Source organism: Klebsiella sp. CN_Kp075 (assembly GCF_040065055.2).
GTDB lineage: Bacteria > Pseudomonadota > Gammaproteobacteria > Enterobacterales > Enterobacteriaceae > Klebsiella > Klebsiella aerogenes.
The window spans coordinates 3166066-3186339 of sequence record NZ_CM198050.1; the positions used below are offsets into that span (position 1 = coordinate 3166066).

The 20274-nt window shown below is 48.4% G+C and carries 10 protein-coding genes and 1 pseudogene; 4 read left to right on the forward strand and 7 right to left on the reverse strand.

Going from position 1 to position 20274, the window contains the following annotated elements; all coding sequences use genetic code 11:
• Window positions 1-27: 27 nt before the first annotated feature.
• Entirely contained in the window at window positions 28-1719 is a 1692-nt protein-coding gene (dauA, locus tag ABLV78_RS15190) for a C4-dicarboxylic acid transporter DauA (RefSeq protein WP_072047995.1), read from the forward strand.
• A 43-nt stretch (window positions 1720-1762) separates the two neighbouring features.
• On the opposite strand, the gene ychH is transcribed toward dauA, so the two are convergent.
• On the reverse strand, window positions 1763-2038 hold the full coding sequence (ychH, locus tag ABLV78_RS15195; protein WP_045393789.1) for a stress-induced protein YchH: 276 nt from the start codon (window positions 2036-2038) through the stop codon (window positions 1763-1765).
• A gap of 271 nt (window positions 2039-2309) precedes the next feature.
• Here ychH and pth point away from each other — a divergent pair, with 271 nt between their 5' ends.
• The 3 genes from pth to ABLV78_RS15210 all read left to right on the forward strand — a co-directional run bounded on the left by pth (window position 2310) and on the right by ABLV78_RS15210 (window position 5549).
• Entirely contained in the window at window positions 2310-2894 is a 585-nt protein-coding gene (pth, locus tag ABLV78_RS15200) for an aminoacyl-tRNA hydrolase (protein WP_047046770.1), read from the forward strand.
• Window positions 2895-3011: 117 nt separating this feature from the next.
• The gene (gene ychF / locus ABLV78_RS15205; protein ID WP_015367117.1) at window positions 3012-4103 is read left to right on the forward strand and encodes a redox-regulated ATPase YchF; all 1092 of its coding nucleotides are present in this window, start codon (window positions 3012-3014) and stop codon (window positions 4101-4103) included.
• 204 nt (window positions 4104-4307) lie between these two features.
• Window positions 4308-5549, forward strand: a complete 1242-nt coding sequence (locus tag ABLV78_RS15210) for a tyrosine-type recombinase/integrase (RefSeq protein WP_226473686.1) — start codon at window positions 4308-4310, stop codon at window positions 5547-5549.
• 173 nt (window positions 5550-5722) lie between these two features.
• Here ABLV78_RS15210 and ABLV78_RS15215 read toward each other — a convergent pair whose 3' ends face one another.
• The 6 genes and pseudogenes from ABLV78_RS15215 to ABLV78_RS15240 all read right to left on the reverse strand — a co-directional run bounded on the left by ABLV78_RS15215 (window position 5723) and on the right by ABLV78_RS15240 (window position 20266).
• Window positions 5723-6739: an ATP-binding protein gene (locus ABLV78_RS15215; protein ID WP_064572228.1), complete on the reverse strand. Its 1017-nt coding sequence runs from the start codon at window positions 6737-6739 to the stop codon at window positions 5723-5725.
• Window positions 6740-7361: 622 nt separating this feature from the next.
• A pseudogene (locus ABLV78_RS15220) lies at window positions 7362-7484 on the reverse strand (IS3 family transposase); the annotation flags it as partial.
• Window positions 7485-7565: 81 nt separating this feature from the next.
• The gene (locus tag ABLV78_RS15225; protein ID WP_047046774.1) at window positions 7566-8714 is read right to left on the reverse strand and encodes a PD-(D/E)XK nuclease family protein; all 1149 of its coding nucleotides are present in this window, start codon (window positions 8712-8714) and stop codon (window positions 7566-7568) included.
• 7 nt (window positions 8715-8721) lie between these two features.
• Window positions 8722-14670: a DEAD/DEAH box helicase gene (locus tag ABLV78_RS15230; RefSeq protein WP_047046776.1), complete on the reverse strand. Its 5949-nt coding sequence runs from the start codon at window positions 14668-14670 to the stop codon at window positions 8722-8724.
• Window positions 14671-14684: 14 nt separating this feature from the next.
• Window positions 14685-17465, reverse strand: coding sequence for a kinetochore protein (locus ABLV78_RS15235; protein ID WP_047046787.1), 2781 nt, complete (start codon window positions 17463-17465; stop codon window positions 14685-14687).
• A gap of 35 nt (window positions 17466-17500) precedes the next feature.
• Entirely contained in the window at window positions 17501-20266 is a 2766-nt protein-coding gene (locus tag ABLV78_RS15240; RefSeq protein ID WP_047046789.1) for a hypothetical protein, read from the reverse strand.
• Between the last annotated feature and the right edge of the window lie 8 nt (window positions 20267-20274).

Here is a 20274-nt window from a genome sequence, read left to right on the forward strand (position 1 = left end):
TGATGCGCTCATGGATGAAACATTATTGTGAATAGATTATTTTCCTCACATGTGATGCCTTTCCGCGCCCTCATCGACGCTTGCTGGAAAGAAAAATATACCGCATCGCGCTTTACCCGCGATCTGATTGCCGGGATAACCGTCGGGATTATCGCAATCCCACTGGCGATGGCGTTAGCAATTGGCAGCGGCGTCGCGCCGCAATATGGGCTATACACCTCGGCGGTGGCGGGAATAGTCATTGCCCTGACCGGCGGTTCACGCTTTAGCGTTTCCGGCCCAACCGCGGCCTTCGTGGTGATCCTATATCCAGTGTCACAGCAGTTTGGCCTGGCCGGCCTGCTGGTGGCGACGCTAATGTCGGGTATCTTCTTAATCCTTTTCGGCCTCGCCCGCTTTGGCCGCCTGATTGAATATATCCCGCTTTCGGTCACCCTTGGCTTTACCTCCGGTATAGGCATCACCATCGGTACCATGCAAATTAAAGATTTCCTTGGTCTGCAGATGGCGCACGTCCCGGAGCACTATCTGCAGAAAGTCGGCGCGCTGGTGATGGCGCTGCCGACAATTAACGTTGGCGATGCCGCCATCGGTATCGTGACGCTGGGTATCCTGATTTTCTGGCCGCGCCTGGGGATCCGCCTGCCGGGGCATCTGCCGGCGCTGCTGGCGGGCTGTGCGGTGATGGGCATCGTTAATTTACTCGGCGGGCATGTAGCGACCATCGGCTCGCAGTTCCACTATGTACTCGCCGACGGCAGCCAGGGCAACGGTATCCCGCAGCTGCTGCCGCAACTGGTGCTGCCGTGGGATATGCCGGGCTCGGAGTTTACCCTGAGCTGGTCGTCGCTGCGCGCGCTGCTGCCTGCCGCCTTCTCTATGGCGATGCTTGGCGCCATTGAATCACTGCTCTGCGCAGTGGTGCTCGACGGTATGACCGGCACCAAACACAAAGCTAACAGCGAGCTGGTAGGCCAGGGCCTTGGCAATATCGTCGCTCCGTTCTTTGGCGGGATAACCGCCACCGCGGCGATTGCCCGTTCCGCGGCTAACGTGCGCGCCGGCGCGACCTCGCCGATTTCCGCGGTGATCCATGCCCTGCTGGTGATCCTCGCACTGTTAATCCTCGCCCCGCTGCTCTCATGGCTGCCGCTGTCGGCGATGGCCGCCCTGCTGCTGATGGTCGCGTGGAACATGAGCGAAGCGCATAAGGTGATTAACCTGCTACGCCACGGGCCCAAAGACGACATCGTCGTGCTGTTAATGTGCATGTCGTTGACCGTACTGTTCGATATGGTCATCGCCATTAGCGTCGGGATCGTGCTGGCTTCGCTGCTGTTTATGCGCCGCATCGCGCGCATGACGCGCCTTGCGCCGGTGAACGTTGAAGTACCGGATGATGTTCTGGTGCTGCGAGTTATCGGCCCGCTGTTTTTCGCCGCGGCGGAAGGACTATTTACCGATTTGGAAAGCCGGATCGAAGGCAAACGCGTAGTGGTGCTGAAGTGGGATGCGGTACCGGTGCTGGATGCCGGTGGTCTTGACGCGTTCCTGCGCTTCGTGAAACGCCTGCCGGAAGGCTGCGAGCTGCGGGTATCGAATCTCGAATTCCAGCCGCTGCGTACCCTGGCGCGCGCAGGCGTCCAGCCGATTCCAGGTCGACTAAGCTTCTATCCGGACCGCAATGCGGCGCTGGCGGATATAGAATTAGGGCAATAAATGAGAGGCTCGCCGGAAGGGCTATCCGGCGAGCTGAATTCCGTTAGCTGTGACGGTGCGGATCGCGACGGCAGCGTTTATCGTAATGGCGAACCCACCAATAGCGGTCGGTGACTCTTTCATGACCGCCTACGCGAGCGCCCGCCAGCCACAAAACGGCGCCGACGAAGATACTCAACACCGCGCCATGAGCAAAAAATTGCGGCAGGTTAAGCTGTGGAAGCTGGTTTAAAATAGAGTAACCAACGCCGACCACCATCACAACCAACCCTAAACCCATCAGTATGTTACCGAGTAACGAAGCGTTTCTGCGTTTCATATGTCACCTCCGGACCTTGGGCTGCATGGGAATATCCCCAAAATTTATAGGTTAAGTATAGACAATGGGGATAAGCCTGATTGCGTGAGTGATCACATTCGGGAACATCTGATCAACAAAAGTTTACAAATAAGCCACTGAACAACATCAAATTCTAATGGTTCAAAGAAGAAATTATCAACAATGATACCGTTTCGTCGGCAGAATTTTGTCAAGCGCCGACGCAGGCAGTACACTACGCGGCAAAGAACGACCCATGCAGGAATAAAAAGTGACGATAAAACTGATTGTCGGCCTGGCTAACCCCGGCGCGGAATACGCGGCAACGCGCCATAACGCTGGCGCCTGGTACGTAGATTTACTGGCGGAGCGCCACCGCGCGCCGCTGCGCGAAGAGAGCAAATTCTTCGGCTATACCTCGCGCCTCAACCTGGCGGGGGAAGACGTGCGCCTGCTGGTGCCGACCACCTTTATGAATCTTAGCGGTAAAGCGGTGGCCGCGATGGCTACCTTTTACCGTATTAATCCGGATGAAATTCTGGTCGCTCACGACGAGCTCGATTTACCACCCGGCGTCGCTAAATTTAAACTCGGCGGCGGACACGGCGGCCATAATGGCCTGAAGGACATTATCAGTAAGCTGGGCAATAACCCGAACTTTCACCGCTTACGCGTCGGAATCGGTCATCCGGGCGACAAAAACAAAGTTGTCGGTTTTGTGCTGGGTAAACCGCCGGTCAGCGAACAGAAGCTAATTGACGAAGCGGTTGATGAAGCGGCGCGCTGTACCGAGGTGTGGCTGAAAGACGGTTTAACCAAAGCGACTAACCGTTTACACGCCTTTAAAGCGCAATAAACGGTCGACGTGCGGAATTTTTGCCGCACACCGTGTATAATAGGCAAAGCTATTTACTTTTCTACAGTCTGTTATTCATAACTGACTGATTATCCAAAGATTAAGGTGATTTAAATCATGGGATTCAAATGCGGTATCGTCGGTTTGCCCAACGTCGGCAAATCCACCCTGTTCAATGCGCTCACCAAAGCAGGTATTGAAGCGGCCAACTTCCCGTTCTGTACCATTGAGCCGAACACCGGTGTCGTACCGATGCCCGATCCGCGTCTGGACAAACTGGCTGAGATCGTCAAGCCGCAGCGTATCCTGCCGACGACCATGGAATTCGTAGATATCGCCGGTCTGGTTAAAGGCGCGTCCAAAGGCGAAGGGCTGGGCAACCAGTTCCTGACCAATATCCGTGAAACCGAAGCCATCGGCCACGTAGTGCGTTGCTTTGAAAACGACAACATTATCCACGTCGCGGGTAAAGTCGATCCGGCGGAAGATATTGACGTTATCAACACCGAGCTGGCGCTGTCTGACCTCGATACCTGCGAACGCGCTATCCACCGCGTGTCCAAGAAAGCCAAAGGCGGCGATAAAGACGCTAAGATTGAGCTGGCCGCGCTGGAAAAATGCCTGCCGCAGCTGGAAAAAGCGGGCATGCTGCGCGCGCTGGATCTGAGCAAAGAAGAGAAAGACGCCATCCGCTATCTGAGCTTCCTGACCCTGAAGCCAACCATGTATATCGCCAACGTTAACGAAGACGGTTTTGAAAACAACCCGTATCTCGACCAGGTTCGCGCTATCGCTGAGCAAGAAGGTTCCGTAGTGGTTCCGGTTTGCGCCGCCGTTGAATCCGACATCGCCGAACTGGACGACGAAGAGCGCGACGAGTTTATGGCCGAGCTGGGCCTGGAAGAGCCAGGCCTGAACCGCGTGATCCGCGCAGGCTACGCTCTGCTGAACCTGCAGACCTACTTCACCGCTGGCGTGAAAGAAGTTCGCGCATGGACTATTCCGGTTGGCGCGACCGCGCCGCAGGCCGCCGGTAAAATCCACACCGACTTCGAAAAAGGCTTTATCCGCGCCCAGACCATCGCCTATGAAGACTTCATTGCTTACAAAGGTGAACAAGGCGCGAAAGAAGCCGGTAAAATGCGTGCGGAAGGCAAAGACTACATCGTTAAAGATGGCGACGTGATGAACTTCTTGTTCAACGTCTAAATCACTTCTGTTGTCTCATGAGGTTTCGCTGAATCCCATAGAAACGGTAAAACTCTATAAAATCCACGCAATTGCGTGGATTTTTCATTTCACAATGTCTCAGCTCATCTCGTAACAACGCTGTCAAAAATGAGTACATGGATGAGTACAACATTCTTCCATCTTCATTTTAAGTGAGTTCAATAACGGTATAATAGCCCCGTTATGCTCACCGATACGCAATGCCGCACTGCCAAGCCGAAAGAAAAACTCTATCGACTCAATGACTTCAATGGTCTCTACCTCGAAGTGAAACCCAACGGCAAAAAGGCATGGCGCTATCGGTTTAAACTCAACGGCAAATCCAGCATGTTCGCGTTGGGTGAGTACCCAACGGCCAAACTTGCCGAAGCTCGGGAGAAATGTGAGCAAGCGCGTAAACAAGTCGCGGATGGAGTTAGCCCGACACAGGCTCGCCACTTAGATAAGATTCGCAAGGTCAACGACGCATCCAACACCTTTGAGCTGATCGCTAAAGAGTGGTTGCAGATGAAAGTCTGGGCCGAAATTACCAAAACGCGGCGACTGGATATGCTCGAACGAGTGGTTTTCCCTGCAATTGGTAAACTCCCAGTCAGAGAGATCACTCCACATCACATTCTTAAAATTCTTCAGGAAACGGCTAAGCGCGGCGCTCCGACCGTTGCCGCTGAAGCCCGCCGCACCATTTCATCCGTTTTTGAACTGGCGGTGGCGACGCTCAGAGCAGATAGCGATCCTGTCTGGTCAGTGCGTAAGGCGATTCCGGCGAATAAGACACAGCACAAACAGGCATTAAACCCACAAAAAATCGGGAAGCTATTAAGCTGTTTTGATAACAGTGGTGGCTCATACCAGGTTAACTATTGCATGTGGCTCATATGGTGGACGCTGGCGCGACCAGCCGAAGTAACTGAGGCTGAATGGATAGAATTCGATCTCGATAACGCACTATGGACCATTCCGTCAACGCGAATGAAAGCCCGCAGAGAACACGTTATTCCCCTTCCCTCCCAGGCTGTCAACATGCTCAGAACGCTACAGGGATTAACCGGGCATCGACAGCACCTTTTTCCGGGCAGGGATAATCCGAAAGGTCCAATGACATCGCACTCCCTGCGCCAGCTACTTAAAAGCCTAGGCTGGAGCGGTACTTATAGCCCACATGCAACCAGAACCACAGGAAGTACCCGCTTAAACGAGATGGGCTATCGACCTGCTGCTATTGAGGCCCAACTTGCGCACGCTGATACTAACAATGTTTGCCGCACATACAACCATGCAACTTATCTTGATGAGCGTAAAGTGATGATGCAGGAATGGGCTGATATGTTGGACAAATGGATAACAGAATTCGAGCAGAACTTACAGCACTTACTGAACCACGAGGATAGAACTCATTCTTCAGGGTCCACTTTGTGCCAATAGCCGCCATTAACGAAAGCTTGTTCTCCACAATGCTGCCATTTATATTCGGCGATTTACCTTCGGTTTGCTCATGGCAGAAGGTAGATCGTTGACCCTTGGGAAAATATCAATCTGGCATGCAGTTCGTTAGTGGCCGAAACCAATGGTAGATTTTCAAGATTTGCAAAATAACCTCAGGAACTCTTATGAGTTCGCTTGATAATATAGTCTTGCAATGCAGAACCCTGAATCTTTTTTTTCGAGCCATTTAACCTAACCCAAGTTTCTCCAGATGAGTTAAAGTAAAGCAGTTCTGATTGAGAGCTTGGTACGTTCACTTCCAGCACGTAGCCACTATCAGTGTTTGATACTTTGTGAAAAAACACACCTATCTGCGTGGGATCTATAGGCGGCTCAATCACGTTAATTTTATCGCTAACAGACTTCCTGATATCATCCTTCATTTTAGATGTCAATTTCAAGCTTGTGACTATGCCATCATCATTTACCCCCCAAAAAACGCTACCACCTTGGCTATTAAAAAAAGCTAGAATATATTCATCTACTAAGTTCTGAATTGACTTTACTGGATTATTCCCCTTGACCTCCTTGAACTCCACTGTCAAGTCTTCTTCCAAGCAAAATTTTTCTCCCTCAACAAAATTCAACTCTCGGGCCAGATATGTATAATTTGATAAGGTTTGATTGTATAGCATTCTCTCAGCTTCACGCTGTGCGCGAGCGAAGCTCTCCAAACGACTTGAAATAGCATCTAACAGATCTCCGTTTCTAATTGAAAAAAACACTCCCAATACGGTGTAATTAATAAGTGTTACATCGTCATGCTGATAATATTTTTTTATTGGCGGGAGAATATCACTCATTAGTGACTGTATTTTCAAAAGATATTCATCAAAAGAAAACGGCTTAACCCAAGCGCCGATATTCATATATTTCGTCTGCATAGTTATCGTCATCCCTCTTTCTGAGTTATCAAGAGAGAGAGCTGACAAGGAAGGATAAACTTCTTGAACCCCTCCTATATAAAAACTAATGCCAGGCGGAATATCTTCAACTCTTGTCCCGTTCAGTTTTGACAGAAAATCAGTCCCGCTTACTTGTAGCTTACTATATTGTGGACTATCCATCAGGTAAGTACCGCTATAAAATAGCTCAACCTTTCCAGCTGAGCATTTAAAATCTATAGTCAAAAAGAACTCCTTATTTGGTGTTGCTTGCGACAAGTAAAACAGGCAATCTGACGCTGTTCCATTCGAAGCAAATTCTATTATGGTTCGAGAGCAGTGTCCACCACACACCGAACTACCAAGGTTTGTTAATAGTTGTCCTAAGCTATGCGTGAATCTTCGCGATGATCTGCAAAATTCTTTGGCAGTGGCCGCGTGTGGCTCTAATTCGTGTGTACTCGTCACTCAGCAGGTTCGGGCTCGCAGCAGTCCCCCAGTAGCGACCAATCGGCGGCCTCGGGCCAGCAGCGGCAGCAGATTGCCAGAGGCTCTCTATACAGAAAACAGAGGATGGCAAGGGACAATTTTATATAAATGTGTATGGTTTATGATAGTTAAACGGCAAAGGATGCCAGTCGACAAGAAGAGGATTTTTTTAGAATTTGACCGGTGGATGGGATTGATTCAGATTGGCACAACAGCCGAAGACATTCATGCTACACATTAGTAATGTTAGGGACTGTGACCAATCAATGACCGCCGCCGTTGTTCCGACGCGCTAACTTAATTGACTCTATATGTGCGCTCCGTGCCATATGCAGACATTAAAAAGAATCGCATGTATTAATCAAAAGGGAGCAGGTCACAGGCTGAGCTCACGGGCAGCGGCAGCGATACCAATACGCTCAGCCAGTTTCAGGGCTTCATCGAGGAATTAGGGTGTGTACTGCTTACGGGCCATTTTGCTGGTCGATGCTGGTTTTGTCATGAGTAATCACCGCTGGCTGAGCGTCAATATATTACGGGTAAGATCATCGAGCGTTGTTTAAGGTAAGCGTTTTCCCCTGGTCTAATTCTCTCCTTCACTCTGCCAGTGAAACTGAAACGCCGATCTTCTTGTATCCTGCATATTGATGACGTAGAAGTTGCGGGGAAAATACTCTGTTGGTGTCTCACTGAAGGTGTTTAATCCGTACAATGCAATTTGTTTTCCTGTTATTTCCGTTGGGTCTGGGATGGTGCAAGAAGGCACACAAAAGACCTTAACAACTGAATTATCGGGTAGCAGGATCTTCAGCGTAAGAAGATGATCGTCACTTTCCGCATCAAGTAATTTTCCACTGATATCGATTCCGCCATGCTGATGATCAGAAAGAGACGGTTGCATCTGCTTGCGAAGCTTTTCTGTCCAGGCCGGGCACGAGCAACGGCAGGAACAATGGGAGCAGTACGTGCCTGGACAAGCCAACTCATATACTGAAAGTGGGATATTCCGTGGCAAAAGTCGATTAATATTTTTGATAATCGTAGTGACCCGTTCAATCAGGTCTGTATTCAGTGCCCCTTCCCAACTATCACGGCTCCCCGTCAGAACTAACCCAATGTTCATATCAGGTGCTCGCTCTCTTACCATTATGCCATAGGCCGCAATCTGTAACAGGTTAGTTTCTTTCGGCTGGTTTAGTTCGTCTGTTACCTTTCCAGTTTTCAAATCAACTACGTTTAGCCGATCGGGTCGCTCCTGATATATGAGGTCGGCCCGCCCATGCATATCGAAATCATTGCTGGTCAGCATAACCTCCCGGCCAACGGGTAATGTTTTTTCGTGTGCAGGGCCCCCTTTTACGAAAACAGGTGGCATAAGCGATCTGACGTAGCGGATCTGGGTAACAAGCATTTGGCGTGACACCAGCCCGGCAACGCCGTGACGGTCATATATCCAGTTTGCTACCGGCCCGGCACGTCGATTGGCTTTCAGCTCGATCGAAAAATCATTTTCCAGTTGCCTGAGAGTATAATTCCCAAAAGCGGCCTCCCTGCGTATCACTGAATTGACTCGTTGATGTATTACCTGGCCCAGAATCACTCCCGGGTGCAGCGGTAAACGTGCGTAAGAATGAGCTTCACTTTCCAGCAGGTATTTCGCCGGGCAAATGACGAAGCTCCCCAACAGAGAAGGAAGCACCGGACGAGTACGCGATAGCGTCATTTCATTCATTGCATTATCACTCCTGAGCCGAGGACGCCTGAGTCCGTAATTTTGCCATTTCAGTCCCCATGCGGCGGGATAATGCAAAAGTATTCGTCGCGTCTACGTCCACCTCATATGAAAATGCCTCAAGTTCCGGGTTTGCAGCAAATGCAGCATCGGGATCCCAGAATGGATGTAGTACGGCAGCCCAACGCCCGGCCCCGGTGCGAATCACGGGTATATTCCCCATCATTTCTGCGGCACTGTCGCTGTATAGCGAAGCGGCCTCTTTGGCTAATCGTAAGGCATTTTCTGACCAGTCAGCTACGCCCGGAGAGGTAAAATCACCGTTCAGCCCGGCGTTATAGGTTTGATCCAGCAGAAGTTGAATAACATCCAGTCCCAGACGCCAGTCCAGCAATCCGTGATACGGCTGGTTTCCGTACCGGTGCAGGCAGTGATAACACCCCTGAAAGCAGCGTTCGCGATGATCGGGTTGCAGGAACTCAGCCAGCGGGTAGGCCGTTTTGTTATTTAAAATATTCTTCATGACCTCAAGGATAATGAGAGAACCGGATGCACCCTTCTGCTGTAGCCGTTCACATAACCCTGAACCATTAACCAGACGATCGGCCATTTGCAGAACCGGTACCGACTTACCGTTTTTCAGCATTTGAACACGGGGTTCCAGAATTTCGATTTCTTCAGGATCAATATCCAGTAGCTCTTTTGATGCATAATTCACAATGATAGAAGACGCCGAGAGCGCAGCAGCTCTGAATGCCGGAGTTAGAGTGGAATACTGTAGCCGGAGACCCGGCGGGATTTGGGCAACCATCAGCGCAAGTAGATCAGTCACTTTAGGCGCGGCAAGATAAAATGTGTTTCGCGTTTCTCCCCGATCGGTAAAGCGGTTTTTAACTAACAAGTCGGCCTCAATTATTTGACTATCCATCCAAACCCGGTTCGCCCAAAGCGGCTGGTAGGTCCCCTGCTTTCTGAAAGGGACCGATAGGCTCCCCTGTGTTGCGCTGAAACCACGCCATGTTTTATTGGTATAAATTCCCCGATTCAGGCGGTGCAAACATGTCTGTGGCTGAAGCTGTATCGCCACATTAACGTCAGGCTCGGGCGTTGCAGAAAAAGCGTAGGCTTCTGCAATTGATACACGACTGGCCGTGGTCAAGATCTGATCAAAATCCTCTTTGGCCGATTTTGGTTCCAGCGTAGTGATAAATCCATAAGGAACATAGCATTGATAGCGCTCTGCCTTATCCATAACGGCACCGCAGATAGTACATTCGGTAGCCAGAGAGTTTGCTGGAGCCCAAATGTTGCACACCGGACAGGCGGTCATTGTTCTGAGTTCACCCGGTTCGCAGGCATTTGAATAAAATGATCGTGGATTTTTTCTGCTCTGTTTAAGCAGTCCACTATAACCTGCTGTAAAGTAGCGTCGTTTATCCTGAACCAGAATTTTTCCGGGGGCAAATTCCTGTATCGCAATATCCAGATCGCGATCCATGCTGGCGAATTCGATTTCTTTTCCACCTGTGCTTACAGGCCTTGTCAGCAAAAGGCGTGATCGGGTCGGCATGCCATACATTGGGAATTTACCGTGTTCCGCCAACGCTTCAGCCAATCCTTTCGCCTCCATCGCGCTGTCGTTCAGTACGGCGTTGATATCCTGAATCAGCTGTTCCGGCGTCAAAGGCTGAATAATTTTCTGGAACAAATGGGGGTTTTGCTGTGTGCTAGTCTGGGCAAATTCATCGCGCGCCAGGATGGTTGCTTCGATGGCCTGCCGGATTTTTGGCAGCCAGTCCGTTTGGTTTTCTTTCAGCCAGTGTACCGGGAAAAACTCACCATGGTTATCAGGGACGTGTGCGTAGTCGTCAACCGGCCATGGGTGATCGGCTTTTTCCGTTTGCTGTCTTAACCATTTGAATGCCGACACCAGCCAGATTTTTCGTACCAGTCTCTGGCAGATCATTTCCAGCTTTGTAGTCAGAAACGGTGGCGGAGGGAGGTCGCCTGTAATTTTTTCCGGATAGCGGAAGTAAAACAGATCGTGACTCTTACTGCGACACGCGGTTAATACGAATGAAAACGCTTGTCCACGTCGTCCGGCACGTCCGACACGTTGTTGATAATTAAAGCGCTGTGGCGGCATGTTGGCCTGAAAGACCGCACGTAAATCACCGATATCCACGCCCACTTCCATGGTGGTGGTTACGGAAAGCACATCAACCACCCGAGCTGCCCGGTCAAGATCTCGATCGGGCTCAAAATTTTTCATTCCTTCTGGTAAAATATCATCGTCGTCGGCAATCAAAATACCTTTAAACCGGCGTAGCCTTGCCGCCGGATTTTCGGTCATTCCAGTCAGTTCCTCTGAGCGCATCCTGTGAATACCAGAAGAATGTGAGAGACGTTTGCCGAGATAGTGTTGCATCTGGAGCGTTTTTGCCTCACTGCACGGCGTTTCTGGTAAAGGAGAGTAGCAGCGAGTACAGATTCCCGCGCCGGTGTGCATGTGTATACGCCCACAGCGGGAGCAGCGCCAGACGCGATCTGTAGGTTCCGCCAGGCGAAAGTGCATTTTACCAATATCAATAATACCGCCCTGATGACCCGCCAGCTCTAGTCGCCGGAGAAAACTATCAATTAAAGATAAAGGCTCGCCTCCTGAACACTGGCATATCTCCTGTGTAAAACGGTACAGGCGGTTTCTACGATTGACATCGCGCGCTGAACTCCATGGAGTTTCTGGCTTTGTATATTGTGAAGGGGTAACCCGGTATGCGTCCGCCAACACACGAAACATTGCGTCATAAATCGCGAGATGTTCCCGTGAGTCGTTTCCGGTAATGGGAAGGCAGGGATAACCCCAACCGGACTCTTCCAGCGCGAAGTAGGTTTTACTGAATACGCTTTCCCCTACCAGCCGTTTCAGATCGCGTGAAATCTCCTGTCGTGCCACAAGCAGGTTGTCTTCATAGGATGGAAGCGCCTTCCAGCACCACTCCCCCTGCGTGTTCTTTTCAAAGAGTTGTTGCCATGCAAAGGTCAGCGTGCCTTCTTCATGTTTTTCTGGATCGGGAACAGGCGCGATGCCAGTACGATCGGAAGGGTGAATACCTGCATCTACCTGCGCCCTTAACAGCGGGCCAAGTGGTTGACCTGCATCCGGTGATTCAGGTTCGAGGATTTCACGCAGAGGTATGCTGTCAGATTCAGGCTTTGATAATAACCCTCTGATTTTCTTTCGTTCATCAGCAAGTTGATCCAATTCATCCTCTTCCTCATCCGACCTTACGCTGAGGTTAACTAGTGTTTTGTTCCGGTTCTCTATCTCTGCTTGGCGTATTTTTAGTTGGTTATGGGACGGTTTATCAGCCGCAATAGTCTGTAGCGAATGGACAACAATTTCTCGTCGGACGTCGTCATGGTGACCCGATTCCAGATCGAGCGCCGCCCTTGCGGCATCTTGACGACTGTCTGAAAACGTTACCAGTTGCTCACGGTTACCCGATCGCTGTAGTTCCGCCATTAGCGAGCTGGCCAGTAGTTGTGTCGTTTTTGAAAAACCGACGCGAAAGCTACGGATTGGGGAGAGCTTACCTTTGCCGTATTTATAGGACGTACCGCACGCCGGACACTGAAAAGGTAGCGCCGTTCCCGGTGACTGGCTGGATGACTGGCCTCTTTCCGAGGAGGCAAATTCACCGGGTTTAACGTAATAGAACCAACCCGCTATATGGTTTTCCGGTAGCGGTTTTAAGAGCGATACTGGGTGTTGAATAGTGGCGGTAAATGGATCGTAGCTGGCTTTTACCCAAGTACCAAAAGTATTGTCATTATCGCTGTTTAGCTCCTCATTTCCTTTCGGCCAGAAACGTTCGACAACGGGCATAAATAGCGCGTATTCTTCAGCAGATCGGCGTTCTACCATGACTGATTTTGCGTGTTCGGGCAGTTGTTCCGTATCAGGGTCGTTGGGTAAAAGTTCAATTCGACTTTCTGAACCGGAAAAGACCGAAGGTTTACCCCCCCAAAAGAGATTACCGCAACATTCACAATAGAGTAATTCGACACGCCGCGATTTTTTATCTTTGCCGTAACGTAAGCCGGACTCCACGGTAAGATCGCCAAAATATCTGTGATTAATGTCTTGCGCAGATGCAGCGCTAGGGACGGGCAATGGCGCGACATATAACCCCTCAAGAGCGCGCAAAAAAGCATGAGCGCGGAAACGTGGCGCACCGATATCATCAGGAAAGGCTTGTGAAAACCATTGCGGCCAGTCTCCCTCAGTCGAACGTAACCAGATTAATGCCTGGAGCGCTTTGTCACTAAGGGGTTGGGCGTTGAAAAGGCGTGAACTAAGCATTTTGATTGACGTAGCTCTCGGAGAATGATCTTCCGTATAGCAGCCACTTTCAAGCAGGTTGCCCGCCTGTAAAACGACCCGTTGCGCTAGTTGTTCTGTTGAGGCTTCACTGACTATCATTCCCATGCTGCGGGCGACATTCTGCCAGTGTTGTAATGAGGTAAGTGGTGCTTGCTGTAACTGAAGCACTGCGTGATAAAACGCCTCCAGATCCCCCTGGAAAAGAGACATATTGCCCGGGGGAAGAGTGGCACCTTTAATAATACATTCTCTCCAGTCGTTGGAAGAGGCACCGGCGGGTAATCCCCGCTGACCGAACATTCCCCATAAATATTCGACGCTTTGGTCACCTTCAGCCCCTTCAACGGGTAAAGAGGCGCTGGAGGCCAGAATACGCAATTTGTGCCGGTGTTTTTCCTGATCCAGCCCCAAACGGTTGATCAAATGTTTAAGCAAGTAGCTGACTTCAGTACCCGCGGTTCCTCGCTGTAGATGAAGCTCGTCAAGAATAAGATAAAAATAGGCATCAGGATCGCGCTCAATCCACTGTCGGGTTTGCTCAAAAATAGGATCGTCCACCTCGCGAACCAGCATCGTTGAGAGCATGCTGGTGTTGGTGATCAGAATATCGGGCGGTGTCTTTTGCATTTCCCAGCGGCTGAGAACCTCTCCGCCAGCGGTTCGGGGGAAATTAAACGATAATTCGTTATCCTTGTCCTGCTGCGCTTGTCGTACCGCCTCCTGATGGGTCTCTTCCGTTAATTGCATATATTCACGCAGCTCAGTGATTTTTTTAGCCACGCGCTTTTTCTCATTTTTTTCTTCACTGAGTCGGGGATGTTTAAGCCAGCCAGTTACTTTAGTTGCGCTGGTATAACGGCCAAAGAAGATCCGGTTGCCGCCGAAATACGTATCCATGACATCATGAGCTTCGCTGGAATCCAGCGCCCGTCGCATACGTACCAGTTGATCTTCTACCAAGGCATTCATCGGGTAGAGGATCAGCGCCCGTACCGCTTTCGGACGAGCAGCGGCTTCATGCTCGCGCATGAAGCTGGGCTGTTTATCCGCTACCTTATGCCACCACGGTTGCCAGCGCTTCAACGCCGAGCTTTGCGGCCAGCCGGTAGCTTCTTTTGCGATCTGTGCCAGAACCGGCAATAAAAATGATTCGGTTTTACCGGAACCGGTCCCGGAGGTGACAATGCCCGGTTTCCCTGGCTGTACCCCTCTTTTCAGCATGTCCAGTTGATGGGTATAAAGATTAAAACGTCCCTTAGTTGAATCCGTTTTATTGCGGGGCAGAAGTCCACCTAAACAGAGGTCGATGAATGCCGCCCTTTGTTGCGCATTAAACCCTGGCAACCATGTCTGACCATGAGCATCATTTCGTAATGCACTGATAGTTAAGCCATAGTTCTGATATCGGGACATCGGCTCAAGAAATAGATCGGCACATAATGTCCCTTGCTGTTCCAGTAATGCTCGCCGTTCAGTCTGTATGTCTGATGAACCAATACGGAAGGCCGTTTCAAGGTATGAAATATAAAAATCTCTTATTGATTCAAATGTTTCCAGTGGGTTATTCATTATTAATCCTTTGCTTATAACTGGAAAAGGGTCTCAAGTACGCTTGCAGATTCACCGGTAGTCATTTCCTGAACATATGGCCCTAACTGCGGGGCAAGAGCGTCAATCGTGGTCGCAATATCTTGTGCCGTACTACGGCCTAGGCTATAAGCCAGACGGGCAACAGCTTGTGCTTGTTCATCAGGAAGTAAAGAGAGTAGCGCTGCTTCTAGCACTTCCCTTGGCGCACAAGCTTGGTACTCTGGCTGGGGGTTGTCCACATAGATTGTCTGCCATAGTTCAAGGGTAATACGAGAAGGCGTGATGTCAGTATTTTGCTCAAATGGCCGTTCATCCGACCATATATTTTCTGCAAGAAACAGGGGTAACTGGTAAGCAAGAGGAGCCTGTAATGGAAACGTGCTTTTCCCGGTGGTGAATGTGAGTAAAAAAAGAATCGGGTGTCGGATGGGCAAATGTCGCAGAGCCTGCCGCCGATCCGTCCAACTGCATGCGGCAGGATGGCGAGTTCTGAATAAGCACTCTTGGAGTTCAGGGAGCAGCGTTTCTGGAGGAGTGCGGTTAAAACCACGCAATTCAACGATGCTCACCAGCCCTGCCTCTTGTTGATGGGTCAAAAAATCGCCTAGCGTCATGGTATTAGTATCGCCGGATAAACGGATCAATGTGGGGGAGTTCATTAAATCACTGAAGCTAAAATGATCGCTATGTACCGATACTTCTCCCCAAACATTCCCGGCTAAGAGGTTCGCTAGTGAGGCGATAGTCTCTTTCGTCTGTTTTCCCATCAATCCGACTGCGGGTGTAACACTCGCAGCGGCAATCATGCTGGATAATAAAGATTCACTTAGTCCCGTCGCCAGAGCCTGTTTTTCGATAGCCGATGATAGTTGATGTTTGCGAGTCAGGGCATTCGCCTCTGCTAATGGAAAATTAGAATTTACTGATTCGGCTACAGGTTCTGGTGCTATTTGTCGTTGGGCAGATTGTTCCTGTACTGTTTCATTTTTAATTATCGCACGCAGTAACGCTGTCTGGGCCAGCGTTTCAATTCCCGCTTGAGACGCAGCTTCGAAGGTCTTTTTAATCCGTTGTTCAAGTTCATTTTCTTGCTGACGTAGCGCTTTATTAATACGATCGGTCTCTTTTTTCAGTTTTTTCTTCTGGTCGTCGATTTCATTTTCAAGCTGTATTTTCTTTTCAGATAATACCTTTATTGATTGTTTAATCTGGTACTGTTCTTCTTCGTAACGAGTCAGTATTTCTTGTTTCTCAATATTAATTTGCGCTTCAACCTCAGGTAAAGCCAATAACTGTTGAGTCGTATCGTTAAGAAAGGATCTTGTATCTGCTATCTGTTCCAGGTGAGATACAGCACGAAGATAGGATGCCTGATTATCAGACTCATGTTCAGCAATAAAGTGGGTTAAATTTTGTAGCTGTCCTTTACTGAACTGAGGGAAATCTTTTGCTGAATCAGTGCGTTTAAGCAGGCGTTTGATCCACGTGCTGGCTTCAGCGCAATCATATTTTTTACTCACCTGAGGGAGTTCAGTGATCACCCTGAGGGCATGAGAACCAAGTAGTGTCTGAGAAACCTGACGATAACTCTCTAGCGGCATATCAAAGTCATATTTTTTAGGATCAGACAAGTCACCCGGTATTCTTAGGGATACGCCATCACTTAGGTGAAAAATGACCGCCGTATCGTTTTGCGGCTGGTAGCGGGTAAGTAACCACTCTCTGACAGCATCTGGCTCATCAGAGGCATGAGGCAGCGCAACGACAGGATAAACGCGCGACATGTAGTCAGTAATAACATACTGCGCGGGTTTATCAGACGGCTGATATCGGGCTTTCCATATTGCTATTTCACCCCGAGTAAATTTTTTGCTGAAATAGCTTTCAAAACCAATGGCTTCACCTCCATGGGGAAAAAAATCTTTTACCAGTTCCTCCGGGAGGTCTCGTAGGTTGCCATTAATTAACAGACTAATCGGCATAACAAAAAAAGCGCCGGTCGCGGTTAACGCTAACACTTTTCCAATGAACATAACTTCGTCCATCGAACTGTCGATTTCTTTGGAAACAACGGGAGGAGCCTGTATTACACTAGTACCATCTATTGTTTTAAGGTCGTAACTGGCTTCAAACTGATCGATAAGCTCACCCAATTTTCGCGCCATCGGTAAAGAATGTTCTGATAGCTTTGTCCGCCATCGATTATCGGCTGTTCGCGTTCCCCTGAGTGCATCAACCAATCCCCCAACAAACAGCGGTATAGTGCGCTCTGGCTTAGGAATTTCTCTACCCTGACTAATTAAGGCACAATGTTCAATGTCTTCATCCATGAAATTAATTGTCGAAGAGTCAGAAACACCATGTTGGGGTAAATCTATTTCTTCACCATTCAGAAATTTCGTTATAATTTCAGGGCAGTCAGAAGAAATATAGAATCCCAGAATAGTGCGCCATAACGGTTTGCAGAGTTCAATATTTTCCGCATTACTTTCTGCTTCTAACAGATCTCTAAGAACATTTTCTGGGTCATTTTGTTCAGAAAACGTTAAATTTTCACGAAGCCAATCAGACACAACAAGTTTGGCCTTAGGTGGTAACGTACGGAGAAAATGTAACCTTTTCTCTGGTCCTTTCGGTAAATTATCTGCTTTAGCGCCATTTCTGGTGAGCCTTTGCTTGCACTCTTGCAAGCATCTGATCAATTCATGAGATTCTGTACCGAAGCTGTACATTTGGCCCAGCCGGTCGCTGATAATACTTTGCTTTTTAGCCATGTTAAACGTTCTCCTTACCACCTGATTCTGTAAAATTACTGTAAGGTTCTACGCAGCTTGCATGTTGTTAGCGCTCTGTTCCGTCGTTCCAACGCGCGTTGGCACGAAGGGGAAACCATTACATTGTCCCAGAGTGGAAATTTCCCCCCTGCAAATAAGTAGCCACCATTATCTGTTATCGACAAGCATCCATGGGCAACATGGATCCACCACTGTAAAACGGAGGGCGGTAACGCAAAGATTTTCTTTGACCAGCACCAGTCAGTATCGCCTTTTTGCACGCCAACCGTTTCTCCTGTACATATCATCTGAGCCATTAATGCCCAGGAGAAGCTATCAGTTTGCCAGTATCCGGTGTTCTGCCGAATAAAATAACGATAACTCTGCTTTTCCTGACACCGTATCAATAGATTATTAGCCGTTTGAGTAAGCCGCTGTTCTTCTGACCATTGGTATTTTTCAGCTTGCCATAGCGACACATAGAGTTCCGGGGGTAAAGCCGGGATAAACTGCATTTGAGACAGTGGTAGCAATACTCCGCTCAAAGCATTTACGGGGAAATCGTCGTGACTAACCAAACGTAACCCAAACTGTTCAATGAAAGCATGAATACGCTCTCTGGCTGATAGATGCAATTCAATACAACCCATTGAACAACCTTTATCCTCAACCAACCGACGCCCTATTCGCTCACCGTCATTCAGTGCTTCTTGGAGAAGATTACGTTCACTTCTTGTAAACATCCCCAGAATTCGGGCAACAATTCCCTGCTCAGTGACATCAACGGAAATAGTTCTTTCAGCTAATGAGACTAACGAATATGGCGCATGACGTCGTTGTACTACACAAAGCCAGCCAGCAGCAAAGAGCATGCGACGCAATTGCCACTCTGGTATCCTCGTTACCTGTGATACGGGGTCAATATGTTGTTTTAATTCACCAAAAGACAATGTGCTACGACGTTGAAAACGCAATGCCAGCGCCTCAGCGAGCCAGTCAAATGCTGCGGGTATATTATGTAACTCGGTATATTGGCATGTTACAGGAAGGCAATTTTCATACTGCCATAACATCTGAGCACCACTCAATGGTGTTATTTTTTCGCGTTTTAGTGGGCGGATCACTGCCGTATCCCCTAACGCCATTAATACTCCCGATGGTCCATCAATAAGCCAATCATGTGGCTCTGTAATTTTACAATAAGTGGCGTAAGGCGCGTGATCTAACACGTGTACATCAAAATTTACTGGGATATCTGAATGCGCTAACGTAAGTTCGTAGCGACAAAATGCCTGACCAGATATTTCCATCAACTCCTCTGGTGGAATGAATAATCCTTCAGCTCCCTGAGATAGCGAGCCATGAATTAATTCTTCTCCGTCTTTATTGCTGATGACATAGCATCCTCTTAGTACTTCAGGCATATGAATTATCGGTGTACTGGCAGGGTTAAGCAGTATAGCCTGTCCAAATCGCGCTGCGCCTGACATACGAGGTCGAGCAGGCTGCCATCCCTGTATTAGAAAACGACGGGCTTCTTCTGGTAACAAACGGGCTATCTTATCCAGCGTTTGCCTGCCAACTTTATCGGAAGAAACTATTGACCATTTGGTAGATTTAATATCCCGACGTTGTACTCTTTCACCAACCTTCTTCAAGACAGTGAAAATACTGTCTGCATATGTATGATGAAGTATTAAATAGATTGGAGAATTTTCATAATATTCTCCCTCTGAACTAATATGACAAAAATCATCACGAAAAAGCGGCAAACACCCAGACCGCAGTGCGACTCCCACTCGTGATTTATAGAAATGACCCTTCCGTTTTTTTAATAAAAAATCCAAGAAATTTAATGTGGTGCCTATGTCTCGTTCGTAATATATATTATTATAGCTCTCTATTTCATTAGGCAAGGAGTAATAACGCTGGATTTCTGAGTCTGTAGCAGCAGCGTCATCCATAAGAAGATAAATCTCAGGATTATCTGAATCATTAAACTCCATGTGAATACAATACTTACCATTCTCTTTGAGTTGTTCTCTCTCTGTATGTACAGTGATATCACGAACAGCCCCCCAAAAAGGAGAGTCATAAGCCTGCTGCATGGCAGCCTTTGAAAGTAATGTTCTGAACTCAATAAACTCTTGGTTAAAAACTTCGCTAAAACAAGATATATATTGATGTACTACCTTATTAACTGATTCAAAAGTTGAATAGTTATCTAACTTATTATCGATGAGAACATTCCGTAAAAAGACCTCATCTTTGTAGCATGGAAAAGCAATTCTCTTGGAGTAGCCAATCAATCTTTCATGTTTTGATGGCCTTGGCAAGATTAAACGGGTACAGTTTTGTCTTTTACTACTCCATCTTTCTAACCTTTCCCATAAGTTGGGTAATTCAGTAAAAACAAATTTTTTATTTTTATCAAAGCCAAGCAGCACAGAAAATCGAACCCGAAAATCCCCTTCGTCATGTGTTTCATCATCAGCACTGGCAGCAAGTAATGTTAAATATAAAACGGCAAAATAAGTAGGGTATCCTTTTATTTGCGCTAAAATGTCTAATCGAGACTCATCCCTGAGAGCATCCTGGATTTTAGACGCTTTTTTTCCAAACGAAATCAGGAAACTTCGCTTAGCATCCTCTTTGCTACGTGGACCTGCAAGTTGCTCAAAAATGCGTCCCGTAGTATCAATTCGGCTTAAAGTCGAGCCCGTATGCGAAGACTCAAGAAAGACGATCTTTACTAGTTCAGCATTCCATTCTTCTAAAGTAACCGGGAAAAAATCATCCATACTCACCG

Excerpts from the sequence above, each read along its gene's own strand:
- ABLV78_RS15230 (WP_047046776.1), bottom strand. The coding sequence starts at position 14,670 with ATGAATAACCCACTGGAAACATTTGAATCAATAAGAGATTTTTATATT.
- ABLV78_RS15240 (WP_047046789.1), bottom strand. The coding sequence starts at position 20,266 with ATGGATGATTTTTTCCCGGTTACTTTAGAAGAATGGAATGCTGAACTA.
- ychH (WP_045393789.1), bottom strand. The coding sequence starts at position 2,038 with ATGAAACGCAGAAACGCTTCGTTACTCGGTAACATACTGATGGGTTTA.
- ychF (WP_015367117.1), top strand. The coding sequence starts at position 3,012 with ATGGGATTCAAATGCGGTATCGTCGGTTTGCCCAACGTCGGCAAATCC.
- ABLV78_RS15210 (WP_226473686.1), top strand. The coding sequence starts at position 4,308 with ATGCTCACCGATACGCAATGCCGCACTGCCAAGCCGAAAGAAAAACTC.
- ABLV78_RS15235 (WP_047046787.1), bottom strand. The coding sequence starts at position 17,465 with ATGGCTAAAAAGCAAAGTATTATCAGCGACCGGCTGGGCCAAATGTAC.
- ABLV78_RS15225 (WP_047046774.1), bottom strand. The coding sequence starts at position 8,714 with ATGAATGAAATGACGCTATCGCGTACTCGTCCGGTGCTTCCTTCTCTG.